A 17908-nucleotide genomic window follows, 5' to 3' on the forward strand; every position below is an offset into this window, starting at 1 on the left:
GCGGGCTCACGGCAGCGGCCAGACGTACGGCCCCTCGGGGTCGTCCAGCCAGGCCCGGGCGTGCTCCTCGCCGACCGTGATCCCGTACCGCTCGCGTGTCGGCTGCCCCTCGCGTTCCCACAGCGCGTACGCGTCGTGCGGGTCCAGGCTGCCCGCCGTCAGGGCCAGCAGGAACCGGAACAGGTCGTGCCCGCGGGCCCGGCGCGGCAGCCCGTCGAGCCGGGCCGGCTCCGGCACGGACCGGGTGGCGCCGCGCAGCGGCACGAAGAAGGCTGGCGTGTGCAGGAAGCGTCCCTCGGCGTGCCCGGCGTCCCGCACGCGCAGCACGATCAGGCCGGTGGCCAGCGGCGCGAGGATACGGGCGCCGGGGCGGCACTGGGGCAGCCAGGCGCGCGGGATCGTGGTCAGCGTGCAGGTGGCGATGATCCGGTCGAAGGGAGCGCGCCCTGGCACTCCGCGGGCGCCGTCGCCGGTGACGACGGTCGGGTGGTACCCGGCGACGGCCAGATGCTGTCGCGCGGCCTCGGTGATCTCCACGTCGAGGTCGATCGTGGTCACCAGGTCGTCGCCCAGGCGGTGGGCGAGCAGGGCCGCGTTGTAGCCGGTCCCTGCGCCGATCTCCAGGACGGCGTCCCCGTCCCGTACCGCCAGCTCGGTCAGCATCTTCGCCATCAGCGACGGCTGGCTGCTGGAGGAGACCAGCTCCCCGTCCCGCACCCGGGTCGCCAGCGGGGCGTCCGCGTACGCTCCGCGCAGCCAGCGGTCCCTGGCCCGCGGGTCCGGGTCCTCGCCCCACACGCGTTCGAAGCCGCCGGTGACGCCGATGTAGTAGAAAGGCACGAAGAGGTGGCGCGGGACGGCCTCGAAGGCCTCCCGCCAGACCGGGTCGCTCTCCCAGGCGCCGCTCCGCTCGATCTCGCGCAGCAGGGACGCCCGCGCCAGATCGGCGAGGTCCTCGGGGTCGGTGTCGAGAGCGTGCGCGCCCATACCTCCACTGTGCTGCGGGACGGGCCGCGAGGCGAACGCCGGACCCGGCCGACCCGGAGCGGGTCCGTCCCCGCACTGCGCGTGGTCCTAAGCCTTGAGTCCTCGGTCACCCCGTCTGAGAACATGGGGGCGTGAAAGAGATTCGGCGCGGCACGCTTCAGGAGCAGACCTTCTACGAGCAGGTCGGCGGCGAGGAGACCTTCCGGCGCCTCGTGCACCGTTTCTACGAGGGTGTCGCCGGTGACCCACTGCTGAAGCCCATGTATCCCGAGGAGGATCTGGGCCCGGCGGAGGAGCGCCTCACCCTGTTCCTGATCCAGTACTGGGGCGGCCCGACGACGTACAGCGAGAACCGCGGCCACCCCCGGCTGCGGATGCGGCACGCGCCCTTCAAGGTCGACCAGGCCGCCCACGACGCCTGGCTCAAGCACATGCGCGCCGCCGTCGACGAGCTCGGCCTCTCCGAGGAGCACGAGCACACGCTGTGGAACTACCTGACGTACGCGGCCGCTTCGATGGTGAACACGGCGAGCTGATCACCGGTTCCCGACGGTGAACACAGCGAGCTGATCACCGGTCGCTGACGCGCGCATTCCGGTCGCGCGACGTCGGATTCCGGTCACAATCCGGTCTGGGCCCCTACCAGCGCTCATCCCCGGGCCCGGGTCGGAGTGGGGGCGGGCACGGGCGGGAGAGGCGGTGGTGGGCGTGGAACCGGGGACCACCACATCGGCGTACGGCCGGACGAGCGCCCACCTGAGCGAGGCGGTCCCGAGCCGGGACGGACGGGACCGGCGGGACGACTCACTGCCGGGTGGCGGATTCCAAGGACCGCGTGTGCAAGGACCGCGTGTGCAAGGACCCGGTCAGTGGACGCTGACGTCCAGCGCCCCGAGTCCCGCTCTGCGGACGGCGACCGACCCGAAGGGCGTTCGCAGGCGCAGCCAGGCCCCCGACGAGTACAGCGCCAACGGGCTCTCGCCGGAAGGGACTTGCTGTGCGGCGGGCGAAGCCGCGGGCGGTACGGGCCGCAGGAATCCCATTGACTGGGCGGCGTGCGCGGCCCGCACGGGAAGTCCGGTGTCACCGATCGGCCGGGACCATATCTCCCGCCCGACGCGGTCGAGTTCGGCACGGGTCCGCCGCTCGGGCGCCAACTCTTCGGTACGGGACCGGAATTCGGCCACGGCGGCGGCGACCATCGCCCGTACGGCGTCCGGGGCGGGCAGCCCCGACTCCTGCGACCAGCCGCCGCGGGGCGGCAGCACGCCGGCCCACGGTGGCCCGGTGACGGCGCCCGGCACGGTGGCGGTGGCCGCCGACTCGTCGACGGACTCCAGGAGTTCACCGGCCGACACGGTCACGTCGAGGGTGACCTCCAGCCCGTTCTCGTACGGCTTGGCCAGGCGCGCCGTGCGGATCGCGAGGACCTCGAACGACGGCGGGCGGCCGAAGACCGCGAGCGTGGTGCCGTGCGCCTGAAGGCGCACGGCGGCCGCACGGTCGTAGTGGACGAGCCGGGAGAGGAAGGCGGCGAGATCCGCCGCCTCCCCCGCGTCGGCGAGGTGCAGGACCGTCATGCCGCGACGGCCTCGTCCTCGTCGTCGCGGTACGACTCCAGGAAATCGCGCTCCTCGGCCGTGATCCGGCGCGGGCGCTGCGACGCGAAGTCGAACGGCACGATCACCGTCGAGGCCGTGACGTAGACCTGATCAGGGTCCTTGACCTCGTAGGTGATCGTGAAGGACGCCGCCCGGATCTGCGTCACCCACAGTTCGACGTCCACCGGCGTGTGCCGGTGGACCAGCTGCCGCTTGTAGTCGATCTCATGACGCGCCACCACGGACCCCTGCTTGAAGTCCTTCTCGGGGCGGAACAGGAAGTCGATACGGGCTTCCTCCAGGTAGCGGAGGAAAACCACGTTGTTGACGTGGCCGTACGCGTCCATGTCCGCCCAGCGCAGCGGGCATCGGTAGATGTGGCGCAAGACCGATCAGCCCCGGGTCAGCTTCTTGTAGGTGGCGCGGTGCGGGCGCGCGGCGTCGGCACCGAGCCGCTCGACCTTGTTCTTCTCGTACGAATCGAAGTTGCCCTCGAACCAGAACCACTTGGAGTCACCCTCGTACGCGAGGATGTGGGTCGCGACCCGGTCCAGGAACCACCGGTCGTGGGAGACGACCACGGCCGCACCCGGGAACTCCAGCAGCGCGTTCTCGAGCGAGGACAGCGTCTCGACGTCGAGGTCGTTGGTGGGTTCGTCGAGGAGCAGCAGGTTGCCGCCCTGCTTGAGGGTCAGCGCGAGGTTGAGGCGGTTGCGCTCACCACCGGAGAGGACACCGGCCGCCTTCTGCTGGTCGGGGCCCTTGAATCCGAAGGCGGAAACGTAGGCGCGGGACGGCATCTCGACCTGGCCGACGTTGATGTAGTCCAGCTCGTCGGAGACGACGGCCCACAGCGACTTCTTCGGGTCGATGTTCTCGCGGCTCTGGTCGACGTACGAGATCTTGACGGTCTCGCCGACCTTGATCGTGCCGGAGTCCGGCGTCTCGAGCCCCTGGATCATCTTGAAGAGCGTGGTCTTGCCGGCACCGTTCGGGCCGATGACGCCGACGATGCCGTTGCGCGGCAGCGTGAAGCTGAGGTCGTCGATGAGGACCTTGTCACCGAACGCCTTGGAGAGGTTGTTGACCTCGACGACGATGGAGCCCAGGCGCGGGCCCGGCGGGATCTGGATCTCCTCGAAGTCCAGCTTCCGCATCTTGTCGGCCTCGGCCGCCATCTCCTCGTAGCGGGACAGACGCGCCTTGGACTTGGCCTGGCGCCCCTTGGCGTTGGACCGCACCCACTCCAGCTCTTCCTTGAGCCGCTTGGCGCGCTTGGCGTCCTTCTGGCCCTCGACCTTGAGACGGGAGGCCTTGTTGTCGAGGTACGTGGAGTAGTTGCCCTCGTACGGAATGGCGCGGCCGCGGTCGAGCTCCAGGATCCACTGGGCGACGTTGTCGAGGAAGTACCGGTCGTGGGTGACGGCTACGACGGTGCCGGGGTACTTCGCGAGGTGCTGCTCCAGCCACTGCACGGACTCGGCGTCCAGGTGGTTGGTGGGCTCGTCGAGAAGCAGCAGGTCGGGGGCCTCGAGCAGCAGCTTGCACAGCGCGACGCGGCGGCGCTCACCACCGGAGAGGTTGGTGACGGGCCAGTCGCCGGGCGGGCAGCCGAGGGCGTCCATGGCCTGCTCCAGCTGGGTGTCCAGGTCCCACGCGTTGGCGTGGTCCAGGTCGTCCTGGAGCTTGCCCATCTCCTCCATGAGCGCGTCCGAGTAGTCGGTCGCCATCAGCTCGGCGACCTCGTTGAACCGGTTCAGCTTGCCCATGATCTCGGCGGCGCCGTCCTGGACGTTCTGCAGAACCGTCTTGGACTCGTCGAGCGGGGGCTCCTGGAGCAGCATGCCGACGCTGTAGCCGGGAGACAGGAACGCGTCACCGTTGGAGGGCTGCTCGAGGCCCGCCATGATCTTGAGAACGGTGGACTTACCGGCACCGTTCGGACCGACCACACCGATCTTCGCACCCGGGAGGAAGCTCAAGGTGACGTCGTCGAGGATCACCTTGTCGCCGTGCGCCTTGCGCGTCTTGCGCATGGTGTAAATGAACTCAGCCAAGAGAAACCGTCCGGACGCTTGAAATCGGCAGTGGGCAGATACACCCCATCTTGCCTGACGGCTACCCCTCGGGGGAAACCAGTCTCATCGGGGCGCTGTGACCTGCCGCTTCCCCGGCCACGCTCGTATCCGACTGTCGCCGCCGGTCACTGCCGGTCGCTGCCGAGCACCCGCGCACGCCCCAGAGACGGCCCAGACCCACCAACTCTCCTCGCGGCCGGTCAGGGAACGGACGCGGCTCCCCGGTGATCGTCGGTCGGTGAGGGCGGCCGATCCGACGACGGATCGCACGGGGGATCCGACGACGGATCGCACGGGGGATCGGACGACGGATCGGACGGCGGCCGCGGTCGCAGCATCGGCATCACGACGCCACGGCGCGTGACCCTCCGCGCCCCCACCTCGTGCCAGGACGGCCGGAGGGGCACACTTCTTCTGAGGGGCTTCAGCGGGGGGCGGCGGCTTCGGAGGTGATCGCGATGACACAGACGCAGACACGGACCACGGTCGGATGGCACGTCGAGATGGAATTCCAGGAGGACGAACACCGCACCCGTGCGGCCGCCCTTCTGCGACTCCCCGACGGAAGCGAGGTGCGCGCCCACGGGTACGCCAGCCGCCATCCTTCCGACTCGAACCAGCCCAGGGTCGGCGAGGAGGTCGCGGGCGGGAGGGCCCTGAACGAACTCGCCATGCAACTGCTGACCAAGGCCCACGACGAGATCGACGCGGCATCGGGCAGAACGTCACACTCGCTGAGGTGACCCGGGCCGCCATTTCGCGTCGCCCGGCGGCACGCCCGAAGCGGACTTGCCCCGGGCAGCAAAAAGGCCCTCCCCAACGGGAGGGCGGAGACTGGCGCCCCCGGCAGGACTCGAACCTGCGGCCAAGCGCTTAGAAGGCGCCTGCTCTATCCACTGAGCTACGGGGGCCGGGTGTGTCGGCCTGTGTCCTGGTGCCCGGGTGTGGGCTGATCCGTGACCTTGCCGGGGACAAGAATAGGGCTCCCGCATCCCTGTCCCTGATGCTTCGCCTCCGTGGCTCGATGTGGAGGTTCAGTGAAGCGGTCCTGATAATCGCAGGCGGGTACGAATCGTGCACCGCTTTTGGCGTCTCGCGCATCGGGTGTTGTGCACTCGTTATGCCTGCGCCCCCAGTCATCCCTTCCGCCCCGAGTGTCCTGTCGGCGCGCAGACATGCCCATATGCTTCAGAAAGACTCCAAAATTGGGCATTCTTCACATGTGGTGACCTTGGACGTACGGCCTCAGCTGCTCGATGCACTTTCCGCCCTGCGCGACCGTGTCGCCGCCGCACGCTTTCCGCTGCCCCTGGCGGGGGCTCCACGCGCGCGTGCCAACCGCGACGAACTGCTCGCACAACTCGACGACTATTTGGTGCCCCGGTTGAGAGAACCCGAAGCACCGCTTCTCGCCGTCATCGGAGGATCCACCGGTGCGGGCAAGTCGACCCTCGTCAACTCCCTTGTGGGGCGCCGGGTCAGCGAGGCGGGCGTACTGCGCCCGACGACCCGTACGCCGGTGCTGGTGTGCCATCCGGAGGACCACCACTGGTTCAGCGGCATGCGCGTACTGCCCCAGCTCACCCGCGTATGGGTGCCCCACCGGGAACCCGGCGACGATCTCCCCGCCCTCACCGACCGCGGGGAGCGGGTGCTGCGCGTCGAGACCGCCGACACACTCCCCCGTGGACTCGCCCTTCTCGACGCGCCCGACGTCGACTCCCTGGTGGCCGACAACCGCGTGCTGGCCGCCGAACTGATCTGCGCTGCCGACATCTGGGTGATGGTCACCACGGCCGCACGGTACGCCGACGCCGTGCCGTGGCATCTGCTGCGCACCGCCAAGGAACACAAGGCGACCCTGGTGACCGTCCTGGACCGGGTGCCGCACCAGGTGGTGTCCGAGGTCTCGCGGCAGTACGGCGCGCTGCTCGCCAAGGCCGGACTCGGTGAGGTACCCCGCTTCACCGTGCCCGAACTGCCCGAGTCCGCCTGGGGCGGTGGCCTGCTGCCGGCCACCGCCGTCGCACCGCTGCGCACCTGGCTCACGCACCAGGCCCAGGACCCGGGCGCCCGACACGGTGCGATGGCCCGTACGGCCCACGGAGTCCTCGACTCCCTGAAGTCGCGGATGCCGGAGCTGGCCAACGCCACCGCCGCGCAGTACGCCGCCGCGACACGGCTCACCGCGGCCGTCGACGGGGCGTACGACAGCGAACACTCACGCGCCAGGGGGCGTCTGCAGGCCGGGGCCGTGCTCTCCGGGGACGCCCTCAAGCGCTGGCGTGCCTATCCCCTCGACTGCACCGCCGACGAACTGCTGGACGCGCTCGTGGAGAGCCTGTCCGCCCTGCTGCTCTGCTCCGTCACAGCCGCCGACGAACGCGTGGACGACACCTGGCGCCGCGAACCGGCCGCGGGCGCGCCCGGGCTGACGGATCGTGATCCGGCCCTGGAGAGCGCCGAGCACCGGATCGGCCTGGCCGTACGACGCTGGCGGCGCGTCCTGGAGGAGTACGCCGAGGACGAAGTGCGCGACCTCGACAAGAGTGTCGCGCCGGACGCCGCGGTGGTGGCCGCGCTGGTCGCCACCGCACTCCTGGGCGGCCGCAGGGCACGCAGCGCGGGCGAGGGGCTCGCCGAGCGGATCGGGGCGCACGGCGCGCTCCGGCTGCGCGACAAGGGCGGCCGGCTGCTCACGGACTTCATCGACAAGGCCCTGCACACCGAGCGCGAGCGCCGTCTCGCGCCTCTCGAAGCGCTCGACGTCCATCCAGAACCCCAGGCCGAACTCATCGCCGCGCTGTCCGTACTGCAGAAGGAGAGGTGACCGCGGTGACTGCCGTCACTGACCACACGGATCAGGCCGACCGTCCCGGAGACAAGCGACCCGGGGACGGCCGTCCCGGAGACGACCGCTCCGAGGGCGGCGCCCCCGAGAACGTCCCCTCCGCGGCGGCCACCGCGGGCGCCGAGGACCACGACCGCGCCGAGGACGCTTCGGAGAACGGTCGCCCGAATACGGCGGGTTCCGGGGCCGGGTCCCCGGACCGCACCGAAGAGGCCGAGGGGGGCAGGAGCGGCGACGGCGGCCGGGCCGCGCGGAGCGACGACGCGTCGGGGAGGGACGCTCCGGAAGACGCCTCCGAAGCGAAACCCCGCGCGCGCGGGGAGGGCGACGACCCCGCGCGGGCGGAGGACGGCCCGGTCTGGGACGACGGCCTCATCGCGCGCCGCGTGACCGAGACGGCCCCCGGCAGGTACCAGACGCCGGTGGTGGCGGAGGCCGCGACCGCCGTCCCGGCCCTGCCCGCCCCCCTCGCGTACGACGGGCCGCTCCGCTTGCGCCTGGACGCGCTACGCGAACTGGTGGGCCTCTCCCGCACCCGGCTCGACAGCAGGACGCTCGCGGAGGCGGGCCGGGTCCTGGACGAGGCGGCGGCCCGCCGCAGGCTCTCCGGCGAGCACACCGTCGTGGCCATCGCCGGGGCCACGGGCAGCGGCAAGTCGCAGCTCTTCAACGCGCTCGCGGGCGTGGCCATTTCGGAGACCGGCGTCCGCAGGCCGACGACCTCGGCACCCATCGCCTGCAGCTGGAGCGACGGCGCGGCCACCCTCATCGACCGGCTCGGCATCCCCGGGCGGCTGCGCAGACGCCCGCTGCAGAGCGCGGAGGCGGAGGCACAGCTGCGCGGCCTGGTCCTGGTCGACCTGCCCGACCACGACTCCGCGGCAGTCCAGCACCGCGAACAGGTGGACCGCGTCCTGGCGCTCGTCGACGCGGTCATCTGGGTGGTGGATCCGGAGAAGTACGCGGACGCCGTCCTCCATGAGCGCTATCTGCGGCCCCTGGCCGGGCACGCCGAGGTCACCTTCGTGGTCCTCAACCAGGTGGACCGGCTCCCCGGCGAAGCCGCCGACCAGGTGCTCGACGATCTGCGGCGGCTGCTCGACGAGGACGGTGTCGCGCTCGGCGAGTACGGCGAACCGGGCGCGACCGTCCTCTCGCTGTCCGCGCTCACCGGGGAAGGGATCCCAGAACTACGGGAGTGTCTCGGCCAGTTCGTGGCCGAACGCGGTGCCGCGGCACGGCGAATCTCGGCCGATCTCGACGCGGCCGCCGCACGACTGCGGTCCGTCTACGCGACGGGGCGGCGGGTCGGGCTCAGCGAGGAGGCGCGCGACGAGTTCGCGGACCGGCTCGCGGACGCGGTGGGCGCCGTCGCGACCGGTGAGGCCGCCGAGCGGGCCTGGCGCCGCAACGCCAACCGCGCGTGCGGCACGCCCTGGCTGCGGCTGTGGCGCTGGTACGAGGACCGGCGCGAACCCCAGACCGGTCGCCTGCCCGTGCGTACCCCCGCGGACGAGGAGGCCACCGCGCGCCAGCGCGTCGAGCAGGCGGTGCGGACGGTCGCGGACCGGGCCGCGTACGGACTTCCCGCGCCCTGGGCCCAGGCGGTCCGCGAGGCGGCGGTACGCGGCGCGCAGGGGCTGCCCGAGGCGCTGGACGACATGGCGACGCGCGCGACGACACCGGGGGGACGGCCGCCGCGGCCCGGCTGGTGGCCCGTCGCGGTGCTCGCGCAGGCCTCGATGACGATCCTCCAGCTCATCGGCGGGCTCTGGCTGGTGGGGCAGATCGTCGGAGTCATGTCGCCGAATCTCGGGGTTCCGGTGCTGTTGATGGTGTCCGGCATCATCGGCGGCCCGGCCGTGGAGTGGAGCAGCAGGATGGCGGCGCGCGGGCCCGCCCGGCGCTACGGCCTCGAAGCGGAACGGCGATTGCGCGAGGCGTCCGCCGGATGCGGAAGAGCCCGGGTGCTGGACCCCGTGGCCGCGGAGCTGCTGCGGTACCGCGAGGTCCGGGAGCAGTACGGGCGGGTCATGGGAACGGCGCCGGCGGGTGCCCCGGTCGGGTGACGCGGTTTTCCACAACCGGCCGGTAGCGCACAGCGCTCGGCGGGTCCGGCCCGGCGGAGGCAGTCTGATCCCGCGGCGATCGCAGCGCATGCGCTCGCCGCGGCAGACACATCCGCACGGGAGGGATTCACGATGAACGAGACGATGGTGTGCGCGGTGGGCAATGTGGCGACACGGCCCGTGTACCGGGAACTGGCGAACGGCGCGTCGGCGCGGTTCCGGCTGGCGGTGACTTCGCGGTACTGGGACCGCGAGAAGAGCGGGTGGACGGACGGGCACACCAACTTCTTCACGGTGTGGGCCAATCGCGCGCTCGCCACGAATGTGGGGGCTTCGGTGTCGGTGGGCGATCCCGTCATCGTGCAGGGCAGGCTGAAGGTGCGCACCGAGACACGCGACGGGCAGAGCTGGACGTCGGCGGACATCGACGCGGTGGCGATCGGCCACGACCTCTCCCGCGGTACGTCGGCCTTCCGGCGTCCGTCCAAGGAGGGCGAGCCGGCTTCGGCGCACCGGCCTGAACCCAGTTGGGAATCGGCTCCGGACGCCCGGCCGGAGGACGTGTCCCAACAGCATCCCGAGCCAGCTGGGGTGACGTGATGTCAGAGACGTCCACGATCTGACCGAACTGCGCCTTATCGACAAATACGCTCCGTCGATTCTCGTGGATTTGTCGATAGGCGCAGCTCACGGGCGTGCTCGCGATAACGATTCCGAGTCGGATCGGTTATCGGACGACATGACCGAGGAGAGCGATGCGGCGCTTCCTTAGGATGCCCAACACAGCTCTCGGGGCTTCTGATTCTGCTGGCGGGACCGTCCCCCATGTCAAAGGGTCCTGCCTGAAGGGGAATTCTGTGTCTTCTGCGTTCTCGGTGTTGTCCGCGCGCGGGCGAGGGGCGGCACGCCTCGCCGCCGCGACGTTGGTGTGGGGGCTCGCCACCGTGGGGACGATCGCCTGCGCCGGTACGGCCTTCGCCGACGGGACACCGCAGAGCCCGGGTGGAGCGACCGCCACCCTGGGTGAGCTGAAGACATACGGCTCCGCGGTCATCCACGACAACGGCGAGGACTCCTGGGTCTCGGCCGGTCTGTTCGAGATGTCCGTCGACGGCGGCGGCATGCTGCAGACCTACTGCGTCGACCTGCACAACCCGACGCAGCGGGACGCCAAGTACCAGGAGACCTCCTGGAGCGGCACCTCGCTGAACGGCAACAAGGACGCGGGCAGGATCCGCTGGATCCTGCAGAACTCCTACCCGCAGGTGAACGACCTGGCGGCACTGGCCGAGAAGGCCGGTGTCACCGGCCTCACCGAGCAGGACGCGGCGGCCGGCACCCAGGTGGCCATCTGGCGGTACTCGGACGGTGCCGACGTGGACGCGGCGGACCCGCAGGCGGAGAAGCTCGCGGACTATCTGCAGAAGAACGCGCGGAATCTTCCGGAGCCCGCGGCCTCGCTGACGCTCGACCCCGCCGCGGTCTCCGGCCACGCTGGCGAGCGGCTCGGCCCGGTCACGGTGCACACCAACGCGGGCAGCGTGACGGTGACGCCGCCCGCGGACACCGCCGCCAGCGGAGTGAAGGTCGTCGACAAGGACGGCAAGGCGGTCACCTCCGCCGCCGACGGCGGCAAGCTCTTCTTCGACGTCCCGAAGGACAGCCCCGACGGTTCCGCCTCGCTCAGCGTGCAGGCCTCCACGACCGTGCCGGTCGGCCGCGCCTTCGCCTCGGAGACCCGTAGCCAGACGCAGATCCTCGCGGGCTCCAGCGAGTCCACCGTCTCCGCCACGGCGGCCGCCGACTGGGCGGAGAAGGGCGCGATACCCGCCCTGTCCGCCCAGAAGAACTGCGCCAAGGGCGGCGTGGACATCACGGCCGCCAACAAGGGCGACGAGCCGTTCACGTTCGAGCTGATGGGGATCGAGCACACCATCGAGGCGGGCGTGTCCCAGCGGATCACCATCCCGCTGCAGGAGGACCAGGCGTACGACTTCACGATCGCCGGCCCGAACGGCGTCGAGAAGCGCTTCAAGGGCGTGCTGGACTGCAAGACCCAGGGCGGTGCGAGCGACATCTCGACCCAGACGCTGAGCGAGCCGAGCCCGGCGTCGGTCGGCGGCTCCGGCGGGGGCACCGACCTCGCCGAGACCGGCGGCTCCAACACGACTCCGGTCATCGCGGGCGTGGCCATCGCCCTCGTCGTGATCGGCGGGGCAGTGGTCGTCCTCCTCCGCCGTAAGCAGACACCGCCGCAGGCCTGAACGACCCGGGACCCCGGCCGACCCGTCACGAGGTCACGAGGTCACGAGGTCACGAGGTCACGAGGTCACGAGGTCACGAGGTCACGCGGCAGGGTTCCGGCCTCGGCACGGCATCTCGATGTGGTGATCCACGAGGCCGGAGCGTGACCGTGGGGGCTTCCGCCCCGCCGACGGGAGTTGACACCGGCGAGGCGGCGGCCGCGCACCGGGCGGTTGCTAGGAGCGGGCGCTCCGGCCGCGTACGACGGCGAATCCGGCCGCGGTCAGGCCGAGGACGCCGACGACCAGGCCCGCCGTGCCCAGAGCACGCGCGGTGGAGTCACTGCTCTTGTCACTCGCGTTCGATTCCTTGCCCTCGGAGGAGGACGACGAGGCCGCGTCGGATCCGGAGGCCCCGTCCGCGCTCTCCTCGGCCGCGCCCTTGGCGGTGAGGGCCAGTACCGGAGCGGGGCTCTCCGGCTCCTCGCCGCCCTTCTTCGACTCCTCGATCCAGCGGACGACATTGCCGTCCGAGTAGGTCTGCAGCGTCTTGAAGCTCAGCTGGTCGGTGTCGTCCGGCAGCTGACCGAAGGCGACGTCGAAGTCCTGGAACTCGCCGTGGCGAATCCTGCCGCCGGTCCAGGTGATCTCGGAGACGGCGTCGGTGATCGTGCCGTCGTCCGTCTTGATGGGCTTCTTCAGCTTGATGGTCGTCACCTTCGCGGTCCAGCCCGCCTGCGGGGTGACCAGGACGCCCAGGACCGGGTGATCGGTGGGCAGGAAGACCTGCACCTTGGTGGTGCTGGCGGTGTCCTCCTCGTTGGGGACACGGAAGCTCAGGACACCGTCCGTGGCTCCCTCGGCGTAGCTCTCGGGGTGGACGGTCACGTGCGCGAAGGCCGCGCCGGCGGCGGCCAGGACACCCACGGTGGTGAGGGTGGCGAGCGTGCCGGTCCGGCGCAGGGTGGTACTCATCGGGGACATCCGGGGAACTCCGTACGGAAGGGGAACGTGGTCAGGGCGTGTGGGCGAGCCCTGCCGGCGGTCCCCGACGGGAGACGGCGTGCCGCAGCAGTGCCTGCCGAAGCGGCCACGGCTCGGCCGGTGTCCGGCCCGCGGCGTCCTCGCGCGGCCGGACGGGAGACAGCCCCCTCCGCACCCTCCACCAAGCGGCGAGCCCCGGCACGAACGCGACCGCCCGGCGCAGCAGGGACCACAGGGCGGCCTCCCCGCGCCGCAGCCACCAGGTCGCCAGCAGGGCGGCGGCGACATGCGCGGCCGTGGCATGGGGCGTCAGGGCATGGGTGTGCGGATGCGTCATGTAGGCCCCGTGCATGGGCATCGCCATGCGCGGCCGGGCGGCCGCGAACCCGAGGTGGAGTCCGGCCTGCGCGGCCAGCATGGCGCCGCCTATCCCGAGGAGGGACCGTTCCCGGCCGCCCAGCGAACAGCCGACGGCGAAGACGACGAGGAGCCCCGCACCGTCCGCCCAGCCCGGCGGCGCCTGTCCGGTGGCGAGCGCATGCCCCCCGGCGGCCAGCAGCACGCACAGCGCGGCGAACACCGCCGCGCGCAAGCTCCGTACCGCCAGGGACGCACTCATGAAGCCCAGATACTGCCATGGGGAGCGAGTGACCGTCGCGGCTTCCCCCCGAGGCGTCGGTCACGGACCGCCCGGCTCTCTGGGCCACCGCTCGGGTAGGGTCCGGCTGAGCCCGGGAGGGACCTGACATGCGACTTCGCTGTGCCGTGCTGGACGACTATCAGAGCGTCGCGACCGAGATCGCCGACTGGTCGCCCGTCGCGGACACCGTGGAAGTCACCGCGTTCGACCGGCACTTCGCCGACGAGGACGCGCTGGCCGCCGCGCTGGCGGACTTCGACATCGTCGTCACCCTGCGCGAACGCGTGCCCTTCCCGGCCTCTCTGCTGGCCCGGCTGCCCAGGCTGAAGCTGTTGATCGCCTCCGGAATGCGCAACACGGTGATCGACTACGCGGCCGCAGAGGCGCACGGGGTGACCGTGTGCGGCACCCCGAGTTCCTCGACGCCCCCGGTGGAGCTGACCTGGGCGCTGCTGCTCGGTCTGGCGCGGGGGATCGTCGCGGAGCACGACGGGTTGCGGGCGGGCGGCCCCTGGCAGAGCACGGTCGGCGCCGATCTGCACGGCCGTCGGCTCGGCCTGCTCGGTCTGGGCAGGATCGGCGGCGGGGTGGCGCGGGTGGGCCTCGCCTTCGGCATGCGGGTCAGCGCGTGGAGCCAGAACCTCAGCAGGGAGCGGGCCGACGAGGTCGGGGTGGAACTCGCCCCCTCCAAGGAAGAGCTGCTGGCGGGCAGCGACTTCGTCTCCGTCCACCTCGCGCTCGGCGACCGCACCCGGGGCCTGGTCGGCGCCGCCGAACTGGCTCTCCTCAAGCCGACCGCCTTTCTCGTCAACACCTCGCGCTCGGCGATCGTCGACCAGGACGCGCTGCTGGCCGCGCTGCGCGCGGGGCGGTTCGCCGGAGCGGGCCTCGACGTGTTCGACGTCGAACCCCTGCCCGCCGACCACCCGATGCGCTCGGCCCCCCGCCTGCTGGCCACCCCGCACCTCGGCTATGTGTCGCGTTCCAACTACGAGGCGTACTACGGCGCGGCGGTCGAGAACATCCAGGCGTACCTGGCGGGCACACCCCTGCGCCGCCTCGGCTGACCGAGCCCGGTCGGCGGATTGCCCGGTCGGCGGATTGTCCGGTCGGCGGATTGTTCGGTCGCCCTGCCTGACAGGCCGGTTGAAGCGACGGTGCGGGCCCGAGGGCGTGTACGAACACCCGTCCGACCCTGATCAAAGGGTGATCCACCGGTGAACGCCCGTGACCAGCTGTGGGTGGACGCGTTGAAGGGGGAGTGCGGTCGCGTCCGAGCCACCGCACTCATCGAGTCGAAGGAGAACGTGATGTCTCGCATCGCGAAGGCCGCCGCAGTCGCCGTGGGCACGGGTGCCGTGGCGCTCAGCGGGGCCGGTCTGGCCATGGCTGACGCCGGCGCCCAGGGCGGGGCCGTCGGCTCGCCCGGTGTACTTTCGGGCAACGTCATCCAGGTCCCGATCCACGTGCCGGTCAACGTGTGCGGCAACACGATCGACATCGTCGGTCTGCTGAACCCGGCGTTCGGCAACACCTGCGTGAACGACGGTGGCCACCACAAGGACCACAAGGACCACAAGAACCACAAGGCGCACAAGGACAACAAGGACAAGAGGGCGCACAAGGCGCACAAGGACCGCGGCGGCTACGGCAACTGAGCCCAGGCACGCGAGAGGCCCCCGGCAGGAAGTCCTGCCGGGGGCCTCTCCATGGCCGTACGCGTACCGCTGGACGCCCCCTACGCGTAACGGTAGATACGGCTGTGGTCCTCCATCGCGTCCGGCGTCACGCCCCACGGGGGCATCTTCTCGTGCCGGGCGACGATGCGGCCGTGCTGGGAGTTGCCGGGACCCGGGGGCTTCGCGGGCAGGTAGCGCGCGCCCGCGTGCCGCTTCTGCCAGCGGGTCCACTGCAGGTCGACGAAGGCGTGGTGCAGCCAGAAGACGGGGTCGTTGACGGAGGCGCCGCCCAGCATGTGGCCGCCGACCCAGCGGTGGACGCGGTTGTGGGTGCGCCAGGAAGTGTGGCCCGACCCGGGCCCCCACCCCTCCAACCGGTTCCGGAAGCCCCGCGTGGACGTCGAGTTCCAGGGAGCCGTGTCGTAGACGGGGTCCTCCAGGGCGGCGTTCAGGTCGCGCTGCGTCGGCAGTTGGAGCGACTGCTGGGGGCGGCCGAACTCGCGCGTGAGGAACTTGACGTCGGTCACCCCTTCCTTGATCGTCCAGTTGCCCTGCGCGTAGGCGAAGGGTCCGGTCATGACCTGCCGGTCCGAGCTCCGCCCGTCACCGCCGAGCAGATCCTTGGTCCACGGCGCGGACTTCGTCGTACGGTCCCGCGTCCAGTCCCAGTAGGGCACGCTCACCCCGGAGTCCACGCGGCGCAGCGCCCGCTCCAGGTCCAGCAGGAACCGCCGGTGCCAGGGCAGGAAGGAGGGCGCCATGTGCGCCGAGCGCAGTCCGCCGTCGCCGTCCGCGACGTAGTACTTGATGTGCATCCGGACGAACTCGTCGTACTCTCCGCGGCGTTTGATCGCCAGCATCGCGGTGACGAAGCGGCGCCGCTCCGCGCTCGTGAGGGTGCTGACGTTCTTACGCGTGTACACCATGGTGGTGGCCACCCCCCTCCGTACCGCTCTCCCGCGTGCCGCTTCCTCCGACGCCACGTCCACCGACGCCACGTCCGCCGAGGCCTGGTTCCTCCGCGTCGCTCCCCGGCGCACCGCCGGCGGCCGCGCCGGCCTCCTCGTCCTCCGCATCCCGGAGACGCTCGGCGGGGCTCAGCTCGTCGACGGCGGCACGTGTCGCCGCCAGCGGTGTCGGATACGACTCGTAGTGGTCCACCATGCTGAGGTAGCTGCCGTCCGCGCGGCGCATCAGGTGCAGCGGCCGGCCGTCCACCGTGACCTGCCACTCGCCTCCGAAGAACGCTGCCGTGCCGTCCGAACCGCTCTTGCTGCCGAGGATGCGCCGGCCGCGGTACACCTCGTCGAAGGAGAGGCCCTCGGACCGGAGCAGGCGCGGCCGCCGCGAAGCCGCGACGACCGGGGCCAGCGCCACGGCGACGGCCGACACGAGCAGACCCCGCATCGCACCGCGCCGGGTCACCGCCACGCCACCCGCCACACGCTCCGCCCCGCGGCCGCGCCCCCGGACACCGGGCTCACGCCTCGGCACTCTGCTCGACACCCAGCTGACGAACATGCTTCTCTCCTCGATGATTCAGGCGGACTCGGCCGGCTTCAGCAGGGTTCAACGACGGCGACCCCCGATGGTTCGGTCGGCAGGCCCGGTCCGCGCGCCCGGGCCTGCTCCCCGGGAAGGACTAGGCCCCCGAGCCCATCTCCAGGTTCGCCCCCGGCACGGTCTTCAGCAGCGGTGCGAGAACGGCGGCCTGAGGCATCTTCAGGCCGGGAAGGCGGAGGTGGCCGGGGTCCGGCGCGCCGAGCGGGCTGTCCAGGGACAGTCCGGGGGTCAGCGTCCGCAGATCGGCCGCCGGTGCGCCGAGACCGAGGTGGTCGAAGCCGTCACCGAGGACGTGCGGGAGGGGCGCACGGACGTCTGCCCCGGGCAGCCCGCCGCTGAGCGGCACCTGCGGAACCGCCCGGTCGGGGATGATCCGGCCCTCGACGTACCGGGGCCCCTCGAGTCCGCCCGGGAGGGGAACCGGCAGTTCACCCGCGATCCTGGGCGCCTTCAGGCCGAGGGCCTGCTCGACACCGTTCAGCGGCACGGGGATGGGACCGTTTCGGCCGCGACGGCGGGGGGCGCGGCGGCGGCACCCACCACCGCCGCCACACCTGACATGACGGCGGCGAGGGTTCCTCGTGTGGTCGGCTTCATCCCAAGTACGGTCCCTTTCAGGATTCGGGGGCTCGGCGTCCGTACCGCGTAACGATTCAGGGAACGCCGTCAGCGCAAGATTCCCCCGACGGACTCACTGGTCGTCCGATATGGAGAATCAGCTCGTCCAGAAATCCCACCAGCGGGTGAGGATCAGCATTCCGATGACACCGATGTGCAGCACCGGAAGAACCCAGGTGAATTCCTCGAGGAATCCCTTCAACCATTCCGGTGCAGGCAGGAAATCATTCCGTACGTTGAACGATGTGACGTACCAGAACATGATGATCGTGGCGACCCAGGCCAGACAGCACCACAGGCACAGCGAGTTGATCCGGTAGAACGACTGGAACTGCAGCCAGGTGCAGAATCCGACACCGACGAGCGTGCCCGCGTTGAAGGTCAGCCAGTACCAGCGCGGGAAGGTGGCCCGGGCGAGCAGACTCACACCGACACAGATCACGATGCCGTAGGCGACGAGGCCCAGCATCGGGTTCGGGAAGCCGAAGGCCGAGGCCTGGTCGCTCTTCATGATGTTGCCGCAGGAGACGACCGGGTTCAGGCTGCATCCCGGGACGAAGTTCGGGTTCTCCAGCAGCTTGAACTTGTCGATCGT

The 17908-nt window shown here is 71.0% G+C and carries 17 protein-coding genes, 1 tRNA gene and 1 pseudogene; 8 read left to right on the forward strand and 11 right to left on the reverse strand.

Features of this window, described 5'->3' with window-relative positions; translation table 11 throughout:
• Positions 1-6 precede the first annotated feature (6 nt).
• On the reverse strand, positions 7-987 hold the full coding sequence (locus ACWD68_RS32060) for a methyltransferase domain-containing protein (protein WP_451809952.1): 981 nt from the start codon (positions 985-987) through the stop codon (positions 7-9).
• A 131-nt stretch (positions 988-1118) separates the two neighbouring features.
• Here ACWD68_RS32060 and ACWD68_RS32065 point away from each other — a divergent pair, with 131 nt between their 5' ends.
• On the forward strand, positions 1119-1523 hold the full coding sequence (locus ACWD68_RS32065; RefSeq protein WP_451809953.1) for a globin: 405 nt from the start codon (positions 1119-1121) through the stop codon (positions 1521-1523).
• 330 nt (positions 1524-1853) lie between these two features.
• Here the strand turns inward: ACWD68_RS32065 and ACWD68_RS32070 are convergent, their stop codons facing one another.
• From ACWD68_RS32070 to ettA, 3 genes are read right to left on the reverse strand one after another with little or no spacing between them, the layout of a single operon-like run.
• Positions 1854-2567, reverse strand: a complete 714-nt coding sequence (locus ACWD68_RS32070; protein WP_451809954.1) for a hypothetical protein — start codon at positions 2565-2567, stop codon at positions 1854-1856.
• Positions 2564-2974, reverse strand: coding sequence for an acyl-CoA thioesterase (locus tag ACWD68_RS32075; protein ID WP_451809955.1), 411 nt, complete (start codon positions 2972-2974; stop codon positions 2564-2566). Before ACWD68_RS32075 ends, ACWD68_RS32070 begins: the two co-directional genes overlap by 4 nt.
• A 6-nt stretch (positions 2975-2980) precedes the next feature.
• The gene (gene ettA / locus ACWD68_RS32080) at positions 2981-4645 is read right to left on the reverse strand and encodes an energy-dependent translational throttle protein EttA (protein ID WP_451809956.1); all 1665 of its coding nucleotides are present in this window, start codon (positions 4643-4645) and stop codon (positions 2981-2983) included.
• Between the two features lie 479 nt (positions 4646-5124).
• Between ettA and ACWD68_RS32085 the strand changes: the two genes are divergently transcribed.
• The gene (locus ACWD68_RS32085) at positions 5125-5409 is read left to right on the forward strand and encodes a DUF1876 domain-containing protein (protein ID WP_451809957.1); all 285 of its coding nucleotides are present in this window, start codon (positions 5125-5127) and stop codon (positions 5407-5409) included.
• A gap of 92 nt (positions 5410-5501) precedes the next feature.
• Here the strand turns inward: ACWD68_RS32085 and ACWD68_RS32090 are convergent.
• Positions 5502-5577 (reverse strand) — tRNA-Arg (locus ACWD68_RS32090).
• A gap of 311 nt (positions 5578-5888) precedes the next feature.
• Between ACWD68_RS32090 and ACWD68_RS32095 the strand changes: the two genes are divergently transcribed.
• From ACWD68_RS32095 to ACWD68_RS32110, 4 genes are all read left to right on the forward strand, one after another.
• Complete coding sequence (locus ACWD68_RS32095) at positions 5889-7496, forward strand: dynamin family protein (protein WP_451809958.1); 1608 nt, start codon at positions 5889-5891, stop codon at positions 7494-7496.
• Entirely contained in the window at positions 7493-9586 is a 2094-nt protein-coding gene (locus ACWD68_RS32100) for a GTPase (protein WP_451809959.1), read from the forward strand. The genes ACWD68_RS32095 and ACWD68_RS32100 overlap by 4 nt, the downstream gene beginning before the upstream one ends.
• A 132-nt stretch (positions 9587-9718) precedes the next feature.
• A complete protein-coding gene (locus ACWD68_RS32105) occupies positions 9719-10186 on the forward strand; it encodes a single-stranded DNA-binding protein (RefSeq protein WP_385701693.1) in 468 nt (155 codons plus the stop codon).
• A 257-nt stretch (positions 10187-10443) separates the two neighbouring features.
• Positions 10444-11850, forward strand: coding sequence for a Cys-Gln thioester bond-forming surface protein (locus tag ACWD68_RS32110; protein WP_451809960.1), 1407 nt, complete (start codon positions 10444-10446; stop codon positions 11848-11850).
• 216 nt (positions 11851-12066) lie between these two features.
• On the opposite strand, the gene ACWD68_RS32115 is transcribed toward ACWD68_RS32110, so the two are convergent.
• On the reverse strand, positions 12067-12813 hold the full coding sequence (locus ACWD68_RS32115) for a YcnI family copper-binding membrane protein (protein WP_451809961.1): 747 nt from the start codon (positions 12811-12813) through the stop codon (positions 12067-12069).
• Positions 12814-12844: 31 nt separating this feature from the next.
• A complete protein-coding gene (locus ACWD68_RS32120; protein ID WP_451809962.1) occupies positions 12845-13432 on the reverse strand; it encodes a hypothetical protein in 588 nt (195 codons plus the stop codon).
• A gap of 128 nt (positions 13433-13560) precedes the next feature.
• Here ACWD68_RS32120 and ACWD68_RS32125 point away from each other — a divergent pair, with 128 nt between their 5' ends.
• Together ACWD68_RS32125 and ACWD68_RS32130 are read left to right on the forward strand one after the other, a co-directional pair.
• Positions 13561-14520 (forward strand): D-2-hydroxyacid dehydrogenase family protein, encoded by a 960-nt coding sequence (locus ACWD68_RS32125; protein ID WP_451809963.1) that lies wholly within the window; start codon positions 13561-13563, stop codon positions 14518-14520.
• 243 nt (positions 14521-14763) lie between these two features.
• Complete coding sequence (locus ACWD68_RS32130; protein ID WP_451809971.1) at positions 14764-15111, forward strand: chaplin; 348 nt, start codon at positions 14764-14766, stop codon at positions 15109-15111.
• Positions 15112-15191: 80 nt separating this feature from the next.
• Here ACWD68_RS32130 and ACWD68_RS32135 read toward each other — a convergent pair whose 3' ends face one another.
• The 4 genes and pseudogenes from ACWD68_RS32135 to ACWD68_RS32150 form a co-directional block, all read right to left on the reverse strand.
• The gene (locus tag ACWD68_RS32135) at positions 15192-16058 is read right to left on the reverse strand and encodes a tyrosinase family protein (RefSeq protein WP_451809964.1); all 867 of its coding nucleotides are present in this window, start codon (positions 16056-16058) and stop codon (positions 15192-15194) included.
• Complete coding sequence (locus ACWD68_RS32140) at positions 16042-16653, reverse strand: tyrosinase cofactor (protein ID WP_451809965.1); 612 nt, start codon at positions 16651-16653, stop codon at positions 16042-16044. The genes ACWD68_RS32135 and ACWD68_RS32140 overlap by 17 nt, the downstream gene beginning before the upstream one ends.
• A gap of 121 nt (positions 16654-16774) precedes the next feature.
• Positions 16775-17292: pseudogene (locus tag ACWD68_RS32145) on the reverse strand (hypothetical protein).
• A gap of 118 nt (positions 17293-17410) precedes the next feature.
• Positions 17411-17908: vitamin K epoxide reductase family protein (locus ACWD68_RS32150; RefSeq protein ID WP_451809966.1), on the reverse strand; the 498-nt coding region annotated here is incomplete at its 5' end.

It is taken from the genome of Streptomyces sp. NPDC005141 (assembly GCF_053599975.1).

What these genes read in the sequence shown, in the direction of transcription:
- ACWD68_RS32060 (WP_451809952.1), bottom strand. Translation starts at nt 987, where the DNA reads ATGGGCGCGCACGCTCTCGACACCGACCCCGAGGACCTCGCCGATCTG.
- ACWD68_RS32070 (WP_451809954.1), bottom strand. Translation starts at nt 2,567, where the DNA reads ATGACGGTCCTGCACCTCGCCGACGCGGGGGAGGCGGCGGATCTCGCC.
- ACWD68_RS32085 (WP_451809957.1), top strand. Translation starts at nt 5,125, where the DNA reads ATGACACAGACGCAGACACGGACCACGGTCGGATGGCACGTCGAGATG.
- ACWD68_RS32105 (WP_385701693.1), top strand. Translation starts at nt 9,719, where the DNA reads ATGAACGAGACGATGGTGTGCGCGGTGGGCAATGTGGCGACACGGCCC.
- ACWD68_RS32115 (WP_451809961.1), bottom strand. Translation starts at nt 12,813, where the DNA reads ATGTCCCCGATGAGTACCACCCTGCGCCGGACCGGCACGCTCGCCACC.
- ACWD68_RS32120 (WP_451809962.1), bottom strand. Translation starts at nt 13,432, where the DNA reads ATGAGTGCGTCCCTGGCGGTACGGAGCTTGCGCGCGGCGGTGTTCGCC.
- ACWD68_RS32125 (WP_451809963.1), top strand. Translation starts at nt 13,561, where the DNA reads ATGCGACTTCGCTGTGCCGTGCTGGACGACTATCAGAGCGTCGCGACC.
- ACWD68_RS32130 (WP_451809971.1), top strand. Translation starts at nt 14,764, where the DNA reads ATGTCTCGCATCGCGAAGGCCGCCGCAGTCGCCGTGGGCACGGGTGCC.
- ACWD68_RS32135 (WP_451809964.1), bottom strand. Translation starts at nt 16,058, where the DNA reads ATGGTGTACACGCGTAAGAACGTCAGCACCCTCACGAGCGCGGAGCGG.
- ACWD68_RS32140 (WP_451809965.1), bottom strand. Translation starts at nt 16,653, where the DNA reads ATGTTCGTCAGCTGGGTGTCGAGCAGAGTGCCGAGGCGTGAGCCCGGT.